13 protein-coding genes are annotated in these 16308 nt (G+C 68.0%); 4 read left to right on the top strand and 9 right to left on the bottom strand.

Annotated features, from left to right (window positions below):
- Nucleotides 1–2: 2 nt before the first annotated feature.
- Nucleotides 3–671: a photosystem II repair protein Psb32 gene (psb32, locus tag ACWJI3_RS04115; protein WP_480202948.1), complete on the bottom strand. Its 669-nt coding sequence runs from the start codon at nucleotides 669–671 to the stop codon at nucleotides 3–5.
- A gap of 98 nt (nucleotides 672–769) precedes the next feature.
- On the opposite strand from psb32, the gene ACWJI3_RS04110 reads away from it, so the two are divergent.
- Nucleotides 770–1432: a cofactor assembly of complex C subunit B gene (locus tag ACWJI3_RS04110; protein WP_158217467.1), complete on the top strand. Its 663-nt coding sequence runs from the start codon at nucleotides 770–772 to the stop codon at nucleotides 1430–1432.
- Here ACWJI3_RS04110 and lptC read toward each other — a convergent pair.
- Together lptC and metG are read right to left on the bottom strand one after the other, a co-directional pair.
- Nucleotides 1374–2522, bottom strand: a complete 1149-nt coding sequence (gene lptC / locus ACWJI3_RS04105) for an LPS export ABC transporter periplasmic protein LptC (RefSeq protein ID WP_480202947.1) — start codon at nucleotides 2520–2522, stop codon at nucleotides 1374–1376. The two genes, ACWJI3_RS04110 and lptC, sit on opposite strands and share 59 nt — an antisense overlap.
- Nucleotides 2519–4105 (bottom strand): methionine--tRNA ligase, encoded by a 1587-nt coding sequence (metG, locus tag ACWJI3_RS04100; protein ID WP_480202946.1) that lies wholly within the window; start codon nucleotides 4103–4105, stop codon nucleotides 2519–2521. The genes lptC and metG overlap by 4 nt, the downstream gene beginning before the upstream one ends.
- Before the next feature lie 201 nt (nucleotides 4106–4306).
- Between metG and ACWJI3_RS04095 the strand changes: the two genes are divergently transcribed.
- Nucleotides 4307–6115 (top strand): FAD-dependent oxidoreductase, encoded by a 1809-nt coding sequence (locus ACWJI3_RS04095; RefSeq protein ID WP_480202945.1) that lies wholly within the window; start codon nucleotides 4307–4309, stop codon nucleotides 6113–6115.
- Between the two features lie 30 nt (nucleotides 6116–6145).
- Here ACWJI3_RS04095 and ACWJI3_RS04090 read toward each other — a convergent pair whose 3' ends face one another.
- From ACWJI3_RS04090 to rpmG, 3 genes are all read right to left on the bottom strand, one after another.
- On the bottom strand, nucleotides 6146–8212 hold the full coding sequence (locus ACWJI3_RS04090) for an RNB domain-containing ribonuclease (protein ID WP_480202944.1): 2067 nt from the start codon (nucleotides 8210–8212) through the stop codon (nucleotides 6146–6148).
- 7 nt (nucleotides 8213–8219) lie between these two features.
- Nucleotides 8220–8441 carry a 30S ribosomal protein S18 gene (rpsR, locus tag ACWJI3_RS04085; RefSeq protein ID WP_094512863.1) on the bottom strand — a complete coding sequence of 74 codons (222 nt, stop codon included), beginning with the start codon at nucleotides 8439–8441 and terminating at the stop codon, nucleotides 8220–8222.
- A 76-nt stretch (nucleotides 8442–8517) separates the two neighbouring features.
- On the bottom strand, nucleotides 8518–8712 hold the full coding sequence (gene rpmG / locus ACWJI3_RS04080; RefSeq protein WP_094512862.1) for a 50S ribosomal protein L33: 195 nt from the start codon (nucleotides 8710–8712) through the stop codon (nucleotides 8518–8520).
- A gap of 109 nt (nucleotides 8713–8821) precedes the next feature.
- Between rpmG and pheT the strand changes: the two genes are divergently transcribed.
- Nucleotides 8822–11320, top strand: a complete 2499-nt coding sequence (gene pheT / locus ACWJI3_RS04075; RefSeq protein ID WP_480202943.1) for a phenylalanine--tRNA ligase subunit beta — start codon at nucleotides 8822–8824, stop codon at nucleotides 11318–11320.
- Between the two features lie 22 nt (nucleotides 11321–11342).
- Here the strand turns inward: pheT and rlmD are convergent, their stop codons facing one another.
- Nucleotides 11343–12731, bottom strand: coding sequence for a 23S rRNA (uracil(1939)-C(5))-methyltransferase RlmD (rlmD, locus tag ACWJI3_RS04070; protein ID WP_480202942.1), 1389 nt, complete (start codon nucleotides 12729–12731; stop codon nucleotides 11343–11345).
- Nucleotides 12732–12866: 135 nt separating this feature from the next.
- Between rlmD and apcD the strand changes: the two genes are divergently transcribed.
- A complete protein-coding gene (apcD, locus tag ACWJI3_RS04065; protein ID WP_094512860.1) occupies nucleotides 12867–13361 on the top strand; it encodes an allophycocyanin subunit alpha-B in 495 nt (164 codons plus the stop codon).
- 172 nt (nucleotides 13362–13533) lie between these two features.
- On the opposite strand, the gene ACWJI3_RS04060 is transcribed toward apcD, so the two are convergent.
- Both ACWJI3_RS04060 and ACWJI3_RS04055 read right to left on the bottom strand, forming a co-directional pair.
- A complete protein-coding gene (locus ACWJI3_RS04060) occupies nucleotides 13534–13821 on the bottom strand; it encodes a hypothetical protein (protein ID WP_480202941.1) in 288 nt (95 codons plus the stop codon).
- 1368 nt (nucleotides 13822–15189) lie between these two features.
- Nucleotides 15190–16257, bottom strand: coding sequence for a J domain-containing protein (locus ACWJI3_RS04055; protein WP_255100880.1), 1068 nt, complete (start codon nucleotides 16255–16257; stop codon nucleotides 15190–15192).
- Nucleotides 16258–16308: the final 51 nt, after the last annotated feature.

The following is a 16308-nucleotide window of genomic DNA, read 5'->3' as shown; positions in this document are numbered from 1 at the left end:
GCTCAGCGGGAGAAAACCCACCAGGTGAGCATCGGCACCACCGTGCCCACCACCAACAGCACGACGATCCAGGTGAAACCATTGCTGGAGGCCGTTTCCTCCTGGGTGGGGATGTTCGACTCCACCGGCACGATCACCTGCTCCAGCGGCGGGCCAGGGTCTTCGCCGCCTGCCAGCACGGCCGTGATGCGGTCGAGGGCATCGAGTGAGGCCTGGCGGTAGCGTGATCCCAGCCGGATTGGAATCGCCATGGTGCGATCGGCGGTGTTGCGCAGCAGGGATTCAGGAAGCTGGTCCAGCAGGGTGTCACTGGCCACCACGGCGGCAGTGTTCGTCTGAGAATCGATCAGCAGGATCAGCTGGGAGGAGTCGTCGCTGGAGGCGGTGGACCAGCGGTCGATCAATTGCTGGCCGAGGGTCTCGAGATCGAGGCCGTAGTCGCGGCGCTGCACCGTGACCAGGCGGGCTTCGATGTGATCGGCCTGCAGCTCCTTGAGCCGGCGTTCCAGCTCCACCGCCGTGGCCCTGCTGAACAGCTCGGCGGGATCGATCAGGTGCTGCTGGGGCAGAGCGGGATAGGCGCTGGCTCCGACGGCCCAGGCCGCCGCTACGGGCAGGAACTGGAGCAGCAACACGGTGATGGCAGCCAGTAGACGCAGCGGCAGACGCAAAGACCGGGCCTCACAGTTGTGATTGTCAGTCTGCCGCCCGCAGGCCCTGCTGTCGCGCCCTGATGTGTCAGCGTTCGTATTCCAATCGCCAGAATCCCATGGCCGGTCTCCCGCCGCCGGCACGGCTCTGCCTGGCTGCCGGAGTGCTCGGCCTGCTGCTCTGCCTGCTCAACCAGCTCACGGCACCCGACCTTTCTCCCGCTCTGGAGCGGGCAGCCGTGCTCGCCAGCCTGATGGCGGTGGGCCTGATGCTGGTGGCCGTGCTCTGGACGCGGGCCCTGCCGGCGGCACCGGAGCGGGTGGAGTTGCCCGGGCCCCAGGGGCTGGAACTTGATGAGGCCCTCCCGCCCCTGGCCCGGCAGGAACTCGCCTGGGGCAGCCACATGCTGCTCACCGCCACGCCCGCCGCCAGCGTGCTGCTGTTCTGGCAGGGCCGGGTGGTTCTGCGCCGCGGGGTGCTGGCCGAAGAGCCCTTCTTCCCGGGTGCAATCTGCGAGCGGGCCCGACGGACGGAGCGCTGCGTTTCGCTGGTGGACCTGCGCCTTTATCCCGGCCGCCAGGAGTTCACCGGCTTGCCGCTGGGCACGCCAGCCGTGATTGTGCAACCCATCGGTGCGGTGGGCTGGCTGCTGGTGGGGGGCTGGTCGCCACGATGCTTCTGCCGCGCCGATGAACTGTGGCTGGAGGGCTGGGCCCGCAAGCTCAGAACGACACTGGAGGACGCTTCCGCGCCGGGCCCGGCGCCCGTGGCGGCACCGTGAGCTCGGTGAACACCCGCGCCCCCGGACTGACGAACTCAACGGTGCCGTCTTTGCCCACCTGGCCGCTGAGCGCCTCGCTGCGGGTGATCTGCCGGTTCGCCTCGCGTTCCAGCCGCACGGCCCCCTGGGCCTGAACCTCTTTCGAGGTCCAGTTCCACCGGCAGACGTTGGCCTGCAACCACTCGCCTGGTTGGCGCACATCGCAGCCGGCGGGGATGAAGGCCGTGGTGTCCGCCAGATTCGCTTCCAGTGCCTTGCCGCGCACCGTGAGCTGATCGAAGCGGCCCGTGAAGGGTTCGGCGCTGGAAATCCATTGCTTCTCGAGGTTCCAGCGGGTTCGCCCAGCGGCGATCTCCGTCTTGGCGGCGGGGTCAAGGAACTGCACCGGCGCGATCCCGTCGAACACCTGCTCGCGCGTGTTGCCCTCCAGTGCTGATGCGGTGAGGCGCTGGGCGGGCTTGCCGGGCTGCTGCCTCAGCGCCAGCACCGGCCCGGCCGCCTTCAGATTGCCGCTCGGCGGATACCAGTCGGCTTCGCGGGTGAGCAGGTTGAGGCCCGGCTGGAGCAGACGGGGAGATCCGCGCAGTTCCAGCTTGTCTTCGGCGATCAGGAAACGGGCGCGCTCCGCCGTCAGGCGGGTGGAGCGGTCGGTGGCAACGGGCCTCCCGCTAATCTCAATCAGGGAGCGGGCTGGCGTCCAGCGGACGCGATCGCCCGTGATCGTGGCGCCCTGGGGGCCGATCACCACGATGCTCACCTTCCCCTCCAGCTGGATCACCTCGCCGTCGTTGATCACGGTGCCGCTGCCGGCCTGGATGCGGTAGCGCGGCTTGCCGGCCGCATAGATCAGACCGCGCGGTTGCCTGGCGGTGGCCACGCGGCGCTGCAGGTCGTAGCGGGCTTCAGGGCTGGTCAGCTCCCAGCTGGGTCGCCCCTTGGCATCCTGCTGGCGGAGGTTGAGGGCGCGGAACACGAACGGCTGCGGTTTGGCCGGCGTTCTGGCGCTGCGCGCACAACCGAACAACGGCACCCCCAGCAGCAGCACCAGCAGCAGAAGGCCGCTGCGGCGTGTGGAGCGGGGAGCGATCAAAGCGCTTCCTCCAGCTCGAGGCGGGCCATCACCGGCGCCGGCTCAGGCAGGGGTGTGCCCGCCACTAAGCCACCCCAGCGCAGCCGTTCGCTCCATGGCGGATTGGCGGGGTCGCCGGCGGGCGCCGGCTCAGGCGCACCGCTGAGCACGGGGGCCTGCGCCAGCTGGACCAGCATGCGCCCGGCCAGATCCGGCAGCAAAGGGGCGATCAGCAGGGCCACGATCCGGGCAGCCTCGAGCACGGCGTAGAGATCATCCGCCACCTGCTCCACCCCCTCCTGCCGTTTCATGCGACTCCAGGGGGCCTGCTCGTTGAGGTAGCCGTTGGCGGCCACCGCCAGCTGCAGCGCCGCCTCCGCCCCCGCGCGGAAATCAAGCCGTTCCAGTGCCGCCATCACCCGCTGCGTGGCCTCCGCGCTGGCCAGGGCCAGCGGATGCTGATCGGTGACGGCGCTGCTCACCGGCGGCACAGCCTCGGCGAACCAGCGACGCGCCATGGAGGAGGTGCGGTTGAGCAGGTTGCCGATCGTGTTGGCCAGGTCGTTGTTGACCAAGTCAGTGAAGCGCTGCTGCTGAAAGTCGCCGTCGTCGCCGAAGCCGATGTCCCGCAGCAGATACCAGCGCACCGCATCGGGCCCACAGCGCTCCAGCAAGGTGGCGGGATCCAGCACGTTGCCCAGCGACTTGCCCATCTTCTGCCCTTCACGGGTGAGAAAGCCGTGGCCGAACACCCGCTCGGGCAGCGGCAGGCCAGCCGACAGCAGCATCGCTGGCCAGTAGACGGCATGAAACCGCAGGATGTCCTTGCCGATCACATGCACCGACGCCGGCCAGCCCCGCTGGCTGAGGAGATCGAGATCGGGGGCATCACCCGGCTCCAGCAGGGCGGTGAGGTAGCCCAGCAGCGCATCGAACCAAACATAGAACGTCTGCGGTTCATGGCCCGGCACCGGCAGCCCCCAGGGCACGTTCAGGCGGGAGATCGAGAAATCGCGCAGGCCCTGCTGCACGAAGTTCTCCACCTCCTTCTGCCGGCCGGGCGGGGCGATGAAGCCAGGACGGCGGATCAGCTCCTCGATCGGCTGCTGGTAGCGCGAGAGCCGGAAGAAGAGATTGGTTTCATCGCGCCACTCGAGCGGGCGGTGGTGAATGCTGCAGTTGGGTGAATCGGCACCGGCGGCCTCGTCCTTGAATTCCTCGCAGGCCACGCAGTACCAGCCCTGCTGGCGGCCCTCCACCACGTCGCCGGCGGCCTCGACCCGCCAGAAGAACTGATCCACGAGTTGGCGATGGCGTGGATCGGTGGTGCGGATGAAGCGGTCGTTGCTGATCTCCCACGCCTGCCACAGCTCTCTGTACTGGGCGCTGACGCGGTCGCAGTGAGCCTGGGGGGTGAGCCCGGCCTGCTCGGCGGTGCGTTGGATCTTCAGGCCGTGCTCGTCGCAGCCGGTGATGAAGATCACCCGTTCCCCCTGGAGGCGCTGGAAACGGGCCAGGGCGTCACAGGCCAGGGTCGTGTAAGCGCTGCCGAGGTGCGGCTTGTCGTTGACGTAGTAAAGGGGGGTGGTGAGCGTGTAAGTCATTCGGCGGGGATCAAGGGCTCGCTGGCCCGCCAAAGCGGCCCTGCGCCGGCGACGGATCCTACCGAGCGTCTCTTGGCGCCGGCCTTCCTGCCAGCGGTGCCTCAGCACTTTCGGGCACTCTGACAACCTTTCCCCACCAGCCGCCCTGCCGCCGATGGCCTCGCTTCTGTGTGACCGCCTCCCGCTGCCCGGTTGCCGCTGATGGGCGCCGCAGCGGAACAAGCCCAGGTGGTGGTCTGGGGCGGTGGCAGCGGCGGCGTGGCAGCGGCGCTGCAGTCGGCCCGCGCCGGCGCCGACACCCTGCTGCTCACCCCCGGCGGCTGGCTGGGGGGAATGGTGAGCGCTGCAGGGGTCTGCGCGCCCGACGGCAATGAGCTCACCCCCTGGCAGACCGGTCTCTGGGGGGCGCTGCTGCGGGCCTTGCAGCAGGCGGAAGCCGAAGGGCTCGATCACAACTGGGTGAGCTGCTTCGGTTGGCGGCCGGCCACGGCCGAACGGATCCTGCGCGGCTGGGTGGCGGCAGAACCGCGCCTGCGCTGGTGGCCGTGCTGCACGCTGCGCGGCGTACGGCGCCAGGGACGGCGGGTCACCGCCGTGGAGATCGAGCGGGAGCACGAGCCCCAGTCGATCGCTCTGGAGGTGCTGATCGATGGCAGCGACCGAGGCGATCTGCTGCCCCTGGCGGAGGTGCCGTTCCGCTGCGGCTGGGAACCCCGCGAACAGTGGGGAGAACCCAGCGCTCCGCCACAGCAACAGCTGGAAAACGACGCCTTCTTCCAACGGCAGCCGGTGCAGTCGCCCACCTGGGTGGTGCTGGGCCAGCTCGGGCAGGGCCCCTGCCCCTCCGGCCGGCCGCCGGCCCCACCCTTCGCGCGCTCCACCGAGGCCCACGGCCTGCTGCGCACGCTCACCTATGGGCGCCTGCCGGGCGGGCTGGTGATGCTGAACTGGCCCTTGCACGGCAATGACTGGCACGACGGGCTGGAGCGGGCCTTCAGCGCCGATCCGCAGCAGCAGCAGGCGCTGCAGGCGGAGATGCGGGCCCACAGCCTCGCGTTTGCGGCGGCCCTGGGCGAAGCCAGTGACGGCTGGGTAAAGACGGCGGCGGTGTTCCCGGAGGCGGCGGCAGGGGCGGCCCTGCAGGGCTCCTCGGCCTTGGCGTTGATGCCCTACTGGCGCGAGGGCCGTCGCCTGCACGGTCTGGCCACTGTCACTGAAGGGGATCTGTTGCCCCAGGCCTGCGCCGGCGGCACAGCCGAGGCACGCCTGGCCCCGCTGGCCACAGGCCCAGACGGGACGATCAGCTCCATTGCCGTGGGCAATTACCCCAACGATCACCACTACCCCGGCCCTGACTGGCCCCTGGCCCCGAAGAGCTGCCGTTGGGGCGGACGCTGGAGCGGCACCCCCTTCACGATTCCCTATGGCGCACTGGTGTGCGCCGACCTCGACAACCTGCTGGCCGCCGACAAGTCCTTCAGCACCAGCCACATGGCCAACGGCGCCACCCGGCTGCAGCCGCTGATCCTCAACATCGGCCAGGCGGCGGGAGCGGCGGCGGCGTTGTGCGTGGCCCACGCACTGCTGCCGGCCGAGCTGCCGGTGCGCCAGCTGCAGGAGGCCCTGATCAACGACCCGCAGGCGCCTGCCGGGCCGCTACCGCTCTGGGACACCCCCTGGCATCACCCCGAGTGGCGCCTGCGCCAGCACGCGGCGCTGGCCGCGCCCGAGCGCCTGTCGCCTGGCGGCGAGCTGCTTGGCGCCGCGCCAACGGATCCCGGTGTTGCCCCAGCGGAGCCCCACGAACGCCTGTTCCAGGGCAGCCTGCAGAGCGATGGCAACGGCGGCTTTCTCCTCGACACCGGCAAGCGCCCCTGGCCTGTGATCACGCTCGAACCCGGTCTGCACCACTGGCTGGCCGCTGTTGAGCTACCTCGCACGGTGCAGCTGATCGGCTGCGCCAATCCCTGGGGGCCCTGGCTGCGGGTGTCACGGCTCGTCGCAGACTGACGCCTGCGCTGGCCATCGCCTGAGGCCCCCTCAGCGCGCCTCGAGGCGCAGCAGATCCGACAGCGAATCCACCATCTGCACGTGCACGGTGAGGGTGGTGCCAGGTTCGGCGGAGGCGGGGCAGCGGGCAGCCACGTCCAGCGCCAGCGCTTCGAGATGCACGAGGCCCAGCCGGTCCTGCTCCCGCAGCCAGCGCAGGAACACCCCCTCCAGGCGTTCCTGGGGGTGCTGCTCAAACCACACCTGCTGCCAGTGGCGCTGGTCTTCGCGGCTGATCTGCACCCCCTCCCGCAGCGGCGGATCGAGTTGATCGAGCAGGGCGCCGAGGTCGGTTCCATCCAGGGGCGGCTGGTGCTGCTGATGGGCCGCCAGCTGGCGTTGCACCACCAGATCGGCGTAGCGACGGATCGGTGAGGTGGCCTGCACGTAGGCGCTCAGCCCGAGGCTGAAGTGATGGCAGGGCTGCACACCGGTGACACCCCGGGTGAGGCAGCGGCGCAGGGCCATGTGTCGCACCGGACCAGGGGGCAGGGCCTCCAGCTGGGCAGCGGGTGGCAGCTCGGCGCTGGGCTGGCCCCGGTAAGGAAGGGCCAGACCCTCGCTCACGCCATAGGCGGCGATCACGGCGCCGTTGAGGATCATCGCTTCGGCCACCAGCGCCCGGGCCGGGCTCGGGTCGGTGATCTCCACGCTTGTCTGGCCGTCCACCGCGCGGATGCGGCCCTCCGGTTGCTCCATCTGCAGGGCACCCTGGGCCACACGCCAGCGGCGACGGCGCTCCAGCAGGGCGTCGATGCTGGCCAGATCCGGTTCTTCCTTTGGAGCCAGTTCGATCAGGGCATCGCCGTCGGCGTAGGAGAGGCGATAGGTGGGCAGCACCCAGCTGCGCACAATCTCCACGGCAGCCACTGCACCTTCGTCATCCAGCTCGATCGCGGTGCTCCAGGCGGCACAACGGTGACCCTGGCGCAGGCTGAAGGGGCCGGTGGCCAGAGGAAAGGGAAACATCGGCACCACCCGGTCGGCCAGGTAGAGGCTGGAGGCGCGGCGTCGTGCCTCCAGATCCAGGGGCGACTCCGGTGGCACCAGCCGCCCAGGATCGGCGATGTGCACCCACAGACGCTGACGGCCATCGCCCAGCTGCTCCAGGGAGAGGGCGTCGTCGATCTCCAGGGTGTCGGGATCGTCGAGGGTGTAGGTGCGCAGGGTGGTGAGGTCGCGGCGCTGGTCGTCGCCGGGTTGCGGGTCAGCGGCGGCAGCGATCAACCGCTCGGCCTCGGCCAGCAGCTCGGGCACGAAGCCCTGTTCCCACACGGTGCGCTGCAGCGAGGGGAGTGCGTGGGGCTCCCACTGGCCCAGATCCACCAGCAGGCGTCGCACCGCCCCCGGCTCCGCACTGCAGTGGGCGCCGTGCAGGGCCTGGCGCAGGGCCACCGGCAACGGCGTGGTGGTATCCCCGCCGGCCAGGGCCAGCAGGTGGTCGAGCTGGGCACGGGCCTGGGCGTCGAGGCTGCTCGGATCGAGCGGCTGACGTTGCTGCAGCAAGGCTTGCCAGCGCTGTTCGCGCAGCCGGCTCAGGCGTTCGAGGTGACGCTCCCGGCGCAGCTGGCGGAGATCCCGCAGCGTGCGGGGCTGAACCGCGCCGTGGCGCCAGCGAAAAAAGTGCTGCTCCTGGTGCTGCAGGACCAACCAGCAGGCGGCTCGAGCCGCCGGTGTGTCGGCAGGGGCCACCAGGGCCACGAGCTCCTCCAGTGGCATGGCCGCAGGAGGTGCGCCATGGGAAGAAGCCCCGGCGGCGGCAGGCGACGCCGGCTCACTGAGCAGCAGCCAAGCGGCGCCGAGATCACGGCTGGAGGGCCGCTGCTGTTGCAGCAGCTCCGCTGTGAGCCCCCAGGGGGGGGCGACCATAGAGGCGGGCGGGTTGAAGGTGCCTGGCAACGACACCAGGGGATCAAGCTCACGCAACGGCACCTGTTGGCGTCTGGCCTCAAAGCCGACCCGCAGGGCCGCTTTGCTGCCGGACAGGGTGTCGATGACGGCAAGCTCAGGCCCCCTGGAGCCGTTCAGACCGACCAGGTCGCCGGGCTGAAACGCCAAGGCGAACTCAGCCCTCGGGGTTCACGAAGGGAAGCAGCGCCAGGATGCGGGCGCGCTTCACGGAATTGGTGAGGTCGCGTTGCTGCTGGGCGGTGAGCCCGGTGAGCCGGCGGGGCAGGATCTTGCCGCGTTCGGTGATGAACTTCTTGAGCAGATCGACGTCTTTGTAGTCGATCGGATCGCCGGGTTTGATCGGCGAAAGACGCTTCTTGAAGAAGGAGCTGGACATGGGGAAGGGCAGAAAGGAAGAAGACGTGGGGAGAGGAAAAGCTGTGGGGCTGGCGGTCATCACCGCCAGCCCTCACTCACTTGATCTCCTTGTGGTTCGTGCTCTTGTTGCAGTGAGGGCAGAACTTCTTCAATTCGAGCCGTTCGGTGGTGTTGCGGCGGTTCTTCTGGGTGGTGTAACGAGACACACCAGGAGACCGCTTGGCGGGGTTGGACCGGCATTCGGTGCACTCAAGAGTGATCACGAGCCGGACGCCCTTGTTCTTTGCCATGGAAGGACGTGCGCCGCTGAAGCGAGGCGAGCTGACAGCTGAACAGCATACTCTCCGGCCTGCACCGGGCCGGTCATTAGGATCTCGGCGACTGGACGCCGTGGATTCGATGCAGGTCTCGCTCCAATGGCTGCGGGAGCTGGTGGCCTGCTCCATGCCCGCCGCTGAACTGGCCGAACGTCTATCGATGGCCGGCTTTGAAGTCGATGCGATCGAGGATCTTGCTGCCCGCGCCGCCGGCGTGGTGGTGGGCTTCGTGGAGGAGCGCAGCCCCCATCCCAACGCCGACAAGCTCAGCGTCTGCCGGGTGCGTTTCTCGGCCGCTCCAGGCGACGACCTGCTGCAGATCGTCTGCGGCGCCCCCAATGTGCGGGCCGGAATCCATGTGCCCGTGGCGTTGGTGGGCGCCCACCTGCCGGCGGTGGATCTCACCATCAAACCCGCCGAACTGCGTGGCGTGGCCAGCAGCGGCATGATCTGCTCGCTGCGGGAGCTGGGACTGCCCGAAAGCAGCGATGGCATCGCCGTGCTCGACGATTTGCTCAGCGACGTGCCGCCCCTGGGCACCCCGGTGGGACCCAGCCTCGGTCTTGACGACCAGGTGCTGGAGCTGGCGATCACCGCCAACCGCCCCGATGGGCTTTCGATGCAGGGCATCGCCCGTGAGGTGGCGGCCCTCACCGGCGCAGCGCTCACGCTCACAGCGCCGGCTCCGCAGGTGACCGCCGTGCCGTTGCCGGTGGCAGCCGCTGACGGCGCCGCGATCGAAGCCGGTGGGCTCTACAGCCTCACGGCCCTCACCGGCGTGAAGGTCGGGCCTTCGCCGGAGTGGCTGCAGCAGCGCCTGGAGCGGGCCGGCCTGCGGGCGATCAACAACGTGGTCGATGTCACCAATCTGGTGATGCTGGAATTTGGCCAGCCCCTGCATGCCTTCGACAGTGAGCGGCTCGCCCTGCTCGGCCCGGCAGGCTCTGCCAGCGCCGACCCCGGCGCCATCGGCGTGCGTCAGGCAGGCGACGGCGAAGCCTTCGAGGCGCTTGATGGCAGCAGCCATCGCCTCACCCCCGAAGCCCTGCTCATCACCTACGCCAACCAGCCGGTGGCCCTGGCGGGGGTGATCGGTGGTAGCAACGCCTCGGTGCACCCCGGCACCGGCGCCATCTGGCTGGAAGCCGCTGTGTTCACGCCCCAGGCGGTGCGCCGCAGCGCCCGCAGCGTGGGCCTGCGCACCGATGCCAGCCATCGGTTCGAGAAAGGCCTGCCGCGGGAGGTCACCCTGGCGGCGGCGGATCGTGCCGCTGCCCTGCTGGTGGAGCTGGCCGGCGGCGAGATCCAGGGCCGCTGGCTGCACCAGGCGCCTGTGGACCCCCGCCCACCGCTGGCCTTGCGCCGCGATGCCCTGCACCAGCTGCTGGGTCCCGTGCTCGTTGATGGCATGGCGGACGACCTGGCCGATGAACGCATCACGGCCACCCTGGAGGCACTGGGCTGCCAGCTGGAGGACAGCGAGGAGGGCTGGTGGGTCACCGTGCCCCCGTCGCGGGCGATGGATCTGCAGCGGGAGGTGGATCTGATCGAGGAGGTGGCCCGGCTCGTGGGTTACGACCATTTCGCCAGCCATCTGCCGGACCCGATCTGCCCTGGCGGTCTGGAGCCTGCCCAGAAGGCCGAGCGTCTGTTGCGCCGTGGCCTCTGCGCCGCCGGACTGCAGGAATGCTGCTCGCTGTCGCTCGGGCCGGCCCAGGCCCCGGTGAGCAGGGGCATTGGGCTGACGACGGCAGAGCGGGTGGCGCTGGCCAATCCTCTTCTGGCGGAATACGGCCACCTGCGTGATTCGCTGATCGACGACCTGCTGCTGGCGGCACGCCGCAACCTGCAGGCCTCACAGCCAGGCTTCTGGGCCTTCGAGATCGGCCATGTGTTCCGTGCCAACGGCGATGCCGCCGACACCGATGTGATCAGCGAGGCGAAGCTGGCGGGGGTGATCTGCGGGGAACGGCGCTCCGAGCTGTGGAGCAGCGCCGGCAAGCCCCGGCCGTTGGGGTACTACGAAGCGCGGGGTGTCCTGCAGCAGGCTCTCGGCCAGTTGTCGCTGACCTGCGACGACCGCCCCCTGCAGGGCCATGCGCTGCTGCACCCGGGCCGGGCGGCGGAGCTGGTGCTCGAAGGCCGCGCTGTGGGCTGGTTTGCACAACTGCACCCGGCCCAGGCCGAAGCCCTCGACCTGCCGGAAGCCACCCATCTGTTTGAGCTCTCGCTGGAGCCGCTGCTGCGCGCGGCCACCCGCAGCAACCGCTGGCAGCCCAGCTTCAGCCCCTATCCCACCGTTCCCGCCTCCGAACGTGACCTGGCCGTGGTGATCCCTGCCAGCGTTACGGCTGCCCAGCTACTCACGGTGATGCGCAAGGCCGGCCGGCCGTTGCTGGAGTCGGCGGAACTGATCGACCGCTATGCCGGCAGCCAGGTGGCCGAGGGAGCCGCCAGCCAGGCCTTCCGCCTGCGCTACCGCGATGCGCGCCGCACCCTCACCGAAGCGGAGGTGGAGCAGGCCCACGCGGCGGTGCGCCAGGCCGTCGAGAAGCAGTTCGACGCCCAGCTGCGAGCCTGATCCCAAGCAGCGGGCCTGACGCTCAGCTGGCGGTCAGCACCGCCAGCGCCTCCACGTGGCTGGTCTGAGGAAAGAAGTCGACGGGTTGCACGCTCTGCAGCGTCAGCCCCCCGTCCTGTGTGAGGCGGGCCAGGTCGCGGGCAAGTGTGGCGGGGTTACAGCTGAGGTAGGCGACCCGTCGGGGGGGGCAGGCACGGATCACGGCCGTGACCTGCTCGGGAAGGCCTTTGCGCGGTGGATCGAGCAGCAGCCCATCCGCCTCCGGCAGCAGCTCCACCAGCGCAGTGGCCACGTCGGCGCTCTCCACCGACAACCCATTGAGACCGTTGAGCGCCGCATTGAGCCGGGCCTGCTCAACGCTGGGCAGGTGCAGCTCCAGCCCCCGCACGCTTGCCCCGGCGGCCGCCAGAGACAAGCCGAAGGTGCCGATGCCGCAGTAGGCCTCCACCAGCGTGCGTCCGGCGCGTGGTTCAAGCGCGTCCAGCAGCAGCGGCACCAGCCGCTCGGCCTGGGGGGTGTGCACCTGAAAGAAGGTGTCCGGCGCGATGCGCAGCTCGTGCCCGCAGAAGCGTTCGCTCAGCCAGCCCCGCCCGGCGATCACCTCGGTGCGCGGACCCATCAAGGTGTTGGTGGGCAGGGGCTGGAGGTTCAGGCACACGCCCACCAGTTCAGGCCAGCGCTCCATCCAGGCGTCTGCACGTTCGCTCAGCCCGGGCAGCTGGCTGTGGCTGCTGATCAGGGTCACCAGCACCTCGCCGCTGTGATGCCCGACGCGCAGGCCCAGATGGCGAAGACCACCGCCTTCGCTCAGGTCCGCGTCCACGGGCCAGCCGCTGGCTTCCAGCTCCTGCTTCAGTGGCGCGATCAGCGAGTCGATGCGCGCATCGAGCACCGGACAGCGGTTCATATTGACGATCTTGTGGCTGCCGCTGCGGTAGAAGCCGGCTCTCAGGGTGCCGTCGGGCCCGCGCTCCAGCGGAATCACGGCCCGGTTGCGATAGGCAAGCGGCTCAGCCGCCGCCAGGATCGGCTGCACCGCCAGGGAAAAGCCACCGATCCGCTGCAGGGCCTGCTGGACCAGATCCTGTTTCCAGCGGGCTTGGGCCTCATCGACGAGATGCTGGACGCTGCAGCCGCCGCAGCGCTCGGCAAGGATGCAGGGAGGACGCCGGCGCTCTGCCGCCGTGTTGTGCCGCTCGATCAGCTCCGCCACCACGTGGCCTTTGGCCTGGTAGGTGACGCGGGCCGTCACCGCCTCACCGGGCAGGGCCTGTGGCACAAACACCACCACGCCCCGCTCGCCTCCCCCTTCCGTGGCTGCGCCCCAGCGACCGACACCCTCGCCGAGGTGGTTCAACCCGGTGATGCTCAGCTCCAGGGCCGTGCCGGAGGGGGGCAAGAGAAGGGCCATCCAAAGACCTGCGACACAACGGGCAGCCCCTGACCCTAAAGGCCCCCCCGGATGCAAAGGGCCGTTACACAAAGGCGCTTCCGGCCATCGCGAGGGACTCTTCTCGGTAAGATCGGCCCCAGCGTGGTGCTTTCGATGAGCGTCGTCAGGGACCTGATCCTGCAAGCCGATGATCAGTTGCGCTACCCCAGCGGCGGTGAATTGCGCTCCATGGCGGAGTACCTCTCCGGCGGAAACCAGCGCATTCGTGTCGCCCGCGTGCTCACGGAAAACGAGAAAAAGATCGTCAATGAGGCGGCGCGGCAGCTGTTTCTGCGCAAGCCCGAATACGTGGCCCAGGGCGGCAATGCCTATGGCCAGCGCCAAAGGGCCCAGTGCCTGCGCGATTTCAGCTGGTACCTCCGCCTGGTCACCTACGGCGTGCTTGCCGGCAGCACCGAAAAGATCCAGGACATCGGCCTGATCGGTGCCCGCGAGATGTACAACAGCCTCGGGGTGCCCATGGCGGGCATGGTCGAAAGCATGCGCACACTCAAAGAGGCGTCACTGGCGCTGCTTGCCACCGAGGATGCCGTCATGGCTGGCCCCTACTTCGACTTCCTGATCCAGGGGATGCAGACGCCCGGCTGATCTGCCTGCCCCGTCGGATCTGATCGTGTCTGGCCTGGCCTGATGATCTTCTGCTTTTGAGCCAGCAACCCAGCTTGCGTTGAGGTGTTTCTTGGTCTCGTCTGCTTCGGTTGCGCCTCCCTCATCGACAGCTGAAGGCCCTTCGCAAGCCCTCTGACATCTAGGCAACTGTTCAGCTGGCTGCGCGCACCTCTGACAGGGAGTGAAGCGTCTGCACCTGCCCTGGGGTGAGATCAAAGCTGAGGTCTTCCAGGAAACTGGGCAGCACGATTTGAAGGCTCATCCCAGCTGCAGGGATCGGATCCAGGCAACCGGCCTCGAACTGGGACGACCTCATCGCAACCAAGGCGCCCAGCCTTTGGCTCGCACCGTTGTCAAGGTTCCAGTTGCCGGGCTCGTCCTCTTGAACGGCTGCCGAGAAGACAAACGCAGCGCAGAACAGAAGCGCCGCGCCTGCCATCCCTGTGCCGAATCAGGCCAAGCAGGATCGCCATTGCCTCTGTCCTGCAAGAGGGAATGAATCCATTGGCTTCTGCGCTGAGGCCAGTCGTGGAGTCGTCTCTTCTCCACTGTCTCACTCTGGACATGTAGTAGGTCCAGAGCTGGTTCTGTCGTGAGGCACATGAGATCCAATGAAAGCCGCAGCAGGATCGCCCTAAGCAGCGGTTAAGCGAACGATCGAGCCTCGCCTCATGGATCGGTGAGGCGAGGCAAGGGCGTCATTTCCAGCTGTGTCTCGCACATCGGAAATCTTTCAGGTGCGCAGAAGAGGTTCGATAGGAACAACTCACCCAGAAGTTCCCTCATCGCGCAGGCTTTGTCGGCAGTCACCTCGTCATGGCTTGGCTGCGTTGTTTCCTGGGTCGCCTGGCGCTGGACGCCCGGTGTTCGCCGAAGGCCGTACTCTCCCAGCTGTCTCATGCGCGACCAGTGGCAGGTCCAGTACTGAGTCTTGTCTGCGCTGCTTGAAAACCAGATTTTCCTGCGATTCCACCTGTGCAGACCGACCTTTTCCCCTCTGAGTCTGCAGAGATGGTCAGCCTGGTCATGGGGCTGTCTGGAGTTGCTTCCTGTTCATCTGTGCCGCCTTGGACGTTCAGTGCTGATCGCCGTCGACCGTGACCCATACAACCCCCGGCTCTCTGCGAGCCTGGCGGATCCTGAGCTGGTCCAGCCAGCAACATGGCACTCCACCACAGAGTCTTCGAGCCGGCTCACCCCTTCGCTGCCTGTGGCTTCATGCCACGCCATCGTGATTTCGCTCGCGCTCACTCCGGTGCAGCCTGTCGAAGCTGCGCCTTGGTCAACCCTCTGCGTACCTGTGTCTCTCGCAGGTACGCAGAGGAACTTTTGCGCGATGCTCCCCTGCTCTAATTGGGTTTTCAGGCCCTTCCGATTCCATGTCCACCTGCTGGACAGCTGCCCTGTTGGCTGGTGGACAAGCCGCTGCAGACAAAGGTGTCATTGGCGCGGTGATCCGTAGCCAGACGATTGCGGAACTGATGGTCAGTGGTTGCCTCTCCTCGTCAGCGATCCGCCCGGGGCTTTGGCTGGGTACCGAGTGCATGGCGCTCTGATGGTTTTCGATCTGATGGGTGTTGTGTCTGTGCTGGGACGGTGCGGCTGCATCGTTTTGCGCCTGGGGGTGTTCCCCCTCGGGGGTGGCACAATCGCCATTATGTGCCGCTCATCTCATACGGGTCCCGTCGCGAGACTCATAACGCGTCTCACCGTGGATAGATGGGCGAAGCCTTTCAGGCGGAGGCTGGTAGAGGCCTCCGCCTGAAAGGACCATGAGCCAAGCAGGAGCTCTGGCCTGCCCAGAGGGTCAGCTGGATTTACGATAAAGCTCCTTGAGCAGTTGGTAGGCCTCATTCAGGCGGCGCATCGTGTCGGCGCTGCCGCCGGAATCGGGGTGGTGCCGTTGGGCCTGCTCCCGATAGGCCTCGCGGATCCGTTTCAACGTGAGCCGTTCGCCGACCTCGAAGGGAATCTCCAGCACCTTGAGGGCTCCCTGCAGCGTCATCGTGTGCTCCAGCGTCTGGAAGGAGGTGCCCTGCCGGCGGCGGCGGAAGCGATGCACGAAGCGCCTGATCAAGGTGGGCAGTCGCAGGCTCAACGTGGCCGGGCTGAACGGATCCTCCAGCAGCCCGGCGCCCACCATCACCCGCTCGAAGCTGGGCGGGCCAGCCGGCCAGCTCGGAGCACAGCCCACGATCCAGTGTTCCAGCGCCGACCACGTGAAAGGTCGCCCTTCCGCCTGGTCGGACTGGGGCCAGATCTCCTGGCCCAGCCATACCATCGCCGCTTCCAGGACAGCGTCGTTGGCGGCCGTGCCGTACAGGCCCACCCAGTGGGCTGTGGCGGCAGTGAGGGCGGCGCTCAGATCGTGCTCAGAGATTTCTGGAAAAGGATCATTGGGCCGTGTTGGCGTGCTCGGCTGCGGGTGGAGGCTCTGGCGCAGCCGTGCCGATCGTTGCTGCACGAATCCAGGCAGATCGATGCCACCTCCCATGCCTCGGCTTCCTGATCCGCCGCTGCCGGTTGCGGCCGTCTCCCGCCCCTTGTGCGGACCCGGCAGTGTTCGAGGCTGTTTGCGGGTCTCACTTGAGACCTCTTCTGAGTCTCGTGTCAGGTCTAACTCGAATTCGGTGAGACCGTCCTCGGTAGTGAGCACGAGTTGCGTGCTTTCGCCGCTGGACGCCAGCACCAGAGCTCCCCGTTCAAGCAGCACCTCATGTTCTTGATCGTCGCCGTCGTCCTGCTCCGCCTCCTGGTCGGGGGATTCAGGCAGCAGTAACTCCAGCAGGTGCTCCATGGCCTGCCCGTGGGTGGAGAAGCCCCATTCGCGCTGGAGTTGCTTGAACTGCGCGATCCTTGCGGTCGGCAGCGTCATCGACAGAGTTTTGCGCTCCTTTCGTACCGGCTCAGCCACGTCGGAACCGAT

The organism is Marcopretia estuarina LEGE 06307, from assembly GCF_056633115.1.
This window is presented reverse-complemented; position numbering and strand designations above follow the sequence as displayed.

What these genes read in the sequence shown, in the direction of transcription:
- ACWJI3_RS04110 (WP_158217467.1), top strand. Translation starts at nt 770, where the DNA reads ATGGCCGGTCTCCCGCCGCCGGCACGGCTCTGCCTGGCTGCCGGAGTG.
- ACWJI3_RS04095 (WP_480202945.1), top strand. Translation starts at nt 4,307, where the DNA reads ATGGGCGCCGCAGCGGAACAAGCCCAGGTGGTGGTCTGGGGCGGTGGC.
- apcD (WP_094512860.1), top strand. Translation starts at nt 12,867, where the DNA reads ATGAGCGTCGTCAGGGACCTGATCCTGCAAGCCGATGATCAGTTGCGC.
- rpmG (WP_094512862.1), bottom strand. Translation starts at nt 8,712, where the DNA reads ATGGCAAAGAACAAGGGCGTCCGGCTCGTGATCACTCTTGAGTGCACC.
- rpsR (WP_094512863.1), bottom strand. Translation starts at nt 8,441, where the DNA reads ATGTCCAGCTCCTTCTTCAAGAAGCGTCTTTCGCCGATCAAACCCGGC.
- pheT (WP_480202943.1), top strand. Translation starts at nt 8,822, where the DNA reads ATGCAGGTCTCGCTCCAATGGCTGCGGGAGCTGGTGGCCTGCTCCATG.
- ACWJI3_RS04060 (WP_480202941.1), bottom strand. Translation starts at nt 13,821, where the DNA reads ATGGCAGGCGCGGCGCTTCTGTTCTGCGCTGCGTTTGTCTTCTCGGCA.
- ACWJI3_RS04055 (WP_255100880.1), bottom strand. Translation starts at nt 16,257, where the DNA reads ATGACGCTGCCGACCGCAAGGATCGCGCAGTTCAAGCAACTCCAGCGC.
- rlmD (WP_480202942.1), bottom strand. Translation starts at nt 12,731, where the DNA reads ATGGCCCTTCTCTTGCCCCCCTCCGGCACGGCCCTGGAGCTGAGCATC.
- metG (WP_480202946.1), bottom strand. Translation starts at nt 4,105, where the DNA reads ATGACTTACACGCTCACCACCCCCCTTTACTACGTCAACGACAAGCCG.